Source organism: Pseudomonadota bacterium (assembly GCA_022361155.1).
Taxonomy (GTDB): domain Bacteria; phylum Myxococcota_A; class Polyangia; order Polyangiales; family JAKSBK01; genus JAKSBK01.
Map to the genome: position 1 here is coordinate 1 of JAKSBK010000446.1, position 3,130 is coordinate 3,130.

The window sequence follows — 3,130 nt, forward strand, 5'->3', positions numbered from 1 at the left end:
GCCGCCGGCGCGCTTGGCCCACGCGAGCGAGCCGTCCGCGTGGTAGCGCGCTACAAACAAATCGTAGCGAGGGTACGGAGTCGGCTGGCTGCCCAGGGGCGCTACGCTCAGCACCGTCTCTCCGGGCTCGCCGTCGCCAAACGTCGCTGTGTCGTCGAAGTAGCCTGTAACAACGAGTGAGCCATCCACAAGCGCGGAGACTGACTTGCCGTAGTCATGGCCCGTGCCGCCGGCGCGCTTGGCCCACGCGAGCGAGCCGCCCGCGTTGTAGCGCGCTACAAACACGTCACGCTGACCCGCAGCGCTGAGCACGGTTTGTCCAGATTCGCCGGGACCAAAGGTCGCCGTACCGAGGAAGGACCCCGCGATCAGCACAGACCCATCACCAAGTGCCGAGATGGACAGGCCCGAGTCGTATTCTTCGACACCCGCGCGTTTGGCCCAGGCAAGCGAGCCATCCGCCTTGTAGCGCGCCACAAACAGGTCGAACTCGCCCGAGGAGATGAGCGCCGTCTCCATCGGCTCGCCGGGACCAAAGGTCGCCGTATCCCTGAAGTAGCCTGCAACCAGCGAAGAGCCATCCAGCACGACCGAGACAGAAAGAGCGAAGTCTTCAGCGTTTCCGCCCGCGCGTTTGGCCCACACCAGCTCGCCCCCCGGCCGTGGCAGCGCCCCCGGCTGTTCCGGCGCTGCCAGAACCCGCCACGCCTCCATCGTCCACACCGGCTGCGCCACCACCACCCAACCCGGCTGCGCCCGTGGGGCAAGACGTACCGGAGCCTCTCGAAGATCGCGCGCCTGATCACGCAGACGCATTGGAACGGATACCTGTTCTGGGGTCTGCAGCCGCGGACCGTTGCGGGCGCTGGCAAGGAGCGAGAATCATGAGCAAGCGTTCCAACGGCAAACCGGTCCCGGTATCCGAGACCAAGCGCTGCGCGATCTACACGCGCAAATCGACAGCGCATGGCCTCGAGCAGGAGTTCAGCTCCCTCGACGCCCAGCGCGAGGCCTGCGAGCGCTACGTCGAGGGCCAGGGCCATCTCGGCTGGCGTCTTCTTCCGGAGCGGTACGATGACGGCGGCTTCACCGGCGCCAACCTCGAGCGGCCCGCGTTCCAGCGGCTCATAGAGGACATCGAGGCGGGCAAGATCGACATCGTGGTCGTCTACAAGGTCGACCGCCTGTCGCGATCCCTGCTCGACTTCGCGCGTGTGATGGCCCGCTTCAACGATGCGGGCACGGCTTTCGTCAGCGTCACGCAGAACTTCTCGACGGCCGATGCCATGGGCCGGCTTACGCTCAACATGCTGATGAGCTTCGCCGAGTTCGAGCGCGAGATGATCGCCGAGCGCACGCGTGACAAGATCCACGCAGCGCGCCGGCGTGGCCAGTGGACGGGCGGCCAGGTCCCGACCGGCTATCGCGTCGAAGACAAGCGCCTCGTCATCGATGAGCTCGAAGCGTTGATCGTCCGCGAGACCTTCGAGCTCTACGAGCAGCACCGCTCCGCGCTCGCGGTGGCGCAACTCCTCAACGAGCGAGGCCGGACCACGAAGCGCCACAAGGCCAAGAACGGGAGGGTGCGCAAGGCGCGGCCCTGGTCGAAGGACGCCGTACTACGCATTCTCAAGAACGCCATCTACGCCGGCTACATGCCCTGTGGCGACGAGCTTCACGACGGCGAGCATGAAGGCCTCATCGCTCGCGACCGGTTTCGCCGCGTGCAAGCGCTGCTCGACAGCCGGCGCGGCACCACATCATCTCGTGGCCGCAACCCCGAGTACCGGAGCACGGGACGCCACTGCCATCCGAACGCTTCGCTGCGGCACAGCAGATGAAGGACGCAGGCTGGCCGGTCCGCTTTCGCCTCGACCCGATGGTCCCGTATCCCCGGTGGCGCTCGGGCTACACCGCGGCCATCCGACAGATCAATCAGGTGGCGCCCGAGATGGTGACCCTCGGTGCGCTGCGCGCCACGTCGGCCAAGTCACTTCGAGGAGCCGCCAAGAGGAACGGGCGCGACGACAGCATCTTCGACTACCTCACCGAGGAGCGAGACCCGTCGGGTTTCAAGTATCGGATCCCGTTCGAGGTTCAGGTCCAGCTCTTCCGGTACGCCATCGACAAGCTCGCGTCTGCTATCGTGCCCGCGCTCTGCAAGGAGGATCGGGCGCTCTGGCGCGAGCTCGGGCTTCGCTTTCGCGGATGCCACTGTCTGCTGGATGGTGCCGATCCGCTCGTCGACGAAGCCCCGCAGGAGGTTCGATCCCTCGATGGCCAGAATGGCGTCCAGCGGCGACAACGACGCAGTCACGGCATCGAAGGATCGAGCCGTCTTCATCTTGCTGTTCACCCTTCGGTGCCGTAGTCGATCCTTGCGCCGCAGGGCCAGGTCCTCTGCCTCGAGGTCGCCCCAGGCGCGCAGCCGATCAGCGAGCGGGCGCTCCGGGAGCAGGTGCTCGCGAACCGCCTCTGGCAACAGCAGATTGCCGCCTGGCGTCGGCTCTTCCCCGCGTAGGTTCAGTCCCGTCAGGAAGTCGCAGGAAGCCGTTGTGCGCCGGCCCGGTTCCGGTGTAGCTTGGCATCCATTGGCAACGACTGTCAACCGTTGCCCTGAGGCTTCGAACAGATGGCCGACGAGATTTTGACCGTGCCCGACGTGGCGCAGCTGCTGAAAGTCGCGGAGAAGACCGTGTACACGATGGCCCAACGTGGCGAGATCCCTTGCTTCAAGGTCCGGGGCCAGTGGCGCTTCCGACGGCAGGACATCGACACATGGATCGCGTCGCAGACCCGCGGCGGCGGCGCGCCATCCGATGCTGATCAGGGGGGAGACCGATGAACCGCTATGCCTAGGAGGTGCTGAATGGCCGCAACGCTTGACGTGGCCGGTTTGGCCCCCGACCAGCGCCCCACCGGAACGTGGGCCGCGAGTCTCCTGCACGCGCTCGCTCGCGACGAGGTCGCTGGACGCAGGCCGCAGCGTTTGACCGAGGAGCGCCTCGCGACCTGGAACCGGTTTCGCGGGCGCCTCTCTGCCAAGGACCTCGTGGCGTTGCTCTTCGAGGACGCCGCGGTCATTCACCGCGTTCCATTCGACGCTGCGCTCGTGGAACAGTCGCTTCGC

General features: G+C 66.4%; 6 protein-coding genes. 5 read left to right on the forward strand and 1 reads right to left on the reverse strand.

All coding sequences use genetic code 11. The features are described from left to right. Positions 1-816: hypothetical protein (locus MJD61_16830; GenBank protein ID MCG8556927.1), on the reverse strand; the 816-nt coding region annotated here is incomplete at its 3' end. On the opposite strand from MJD61_16830, the gene MJD61_16835 reads away from it, so the two are divergent. From MJD61_16835 to MJD61_16855, 5 genes are all read left to right on the forward strand, one after another. Then, positions 802-888 (forward strand): DUF2924 domain-containing protein, encoded by an 87-nt coding sequence (locus MJD61_16835; protein ID MCG8556928.1) that lies wholly within the window; start codon positions 802-804, stop codon positions 886-888. The genes MJD61_16830 and MJD61_16835 overlap by 15 nt on opposite strands. Beyond that, on the forward strand, positions 885-1,841 hold the full coding sequence (locus MJD61_16840; GenBank protein MCG8556929.1) for a recombinase family protein: 957 nt from the start codon (positions 885-887) through the stop codon (positions 1,839-1,841). The genes MJD61_16835 and MJD61_16840 overlap by 4 nt, the downstream gene beginning before the upstream one ends. Further along, a complete protein-coding gene (locus MJD61_16845) occupies positions 1,838-2,371 on the forward strand; it encodes a hypothetical protein (protein MCG8556930.1) in 534 nt (177 codons plus the stop codon). The genes MJD61_16840 and MJD61_16845 overlap by 4 nt, the downstream gene beginning before the upstream one ends. Before the next feature lie 261 nt (positions 2,372-2,632). Continuing rightward, positions 2,633-2,845 carry a helix-turn-helix domain-containing protein gene (locus MJD61_16850; protein ID MCG8556931.1) on the forward strand — a complete coding sequence of 71 codons (213 nt, stop codon included), beginning with the start codon at positions 2,633-2,635 and terminating at the stop codon, positions 2,843-2,845. Positions 2,846-2,869: 24 nt separating this feature from the next. Continuing rightward, positions 2,870-3,130 (forward strand): hypothetical protein (locus tag MJD61_16855; GenBank protein MCG8556932.1); only part of this gene is annotated, 261 nt, incomplete at its 3' end.

Excerpts from the sequence above, each read along its gene's own strand:
- MJD61_16840 (MCG8556929.1), top strand. The coding sequence starts at position 885 with ATGAGCAAGCGTTCCAACGGCAAACCGGTCCCGGTATCCGAGACCAAG.
- MJD61_16845 (MCG8556930.1), top strand. The coding sequence starts at position 1,838 with ATGAAGGACGCAGGCTGGCCGGTCCGCTTTCGCCTCGACCCGATGGTC.
- MJD61_16850 (MCG8556931.1), top strand. The coding sequence starts at position 2,633 with ATGGCCGACGAGATTTTGACCGTGCCCGACGTGGCGCAGCTGCTGAAA.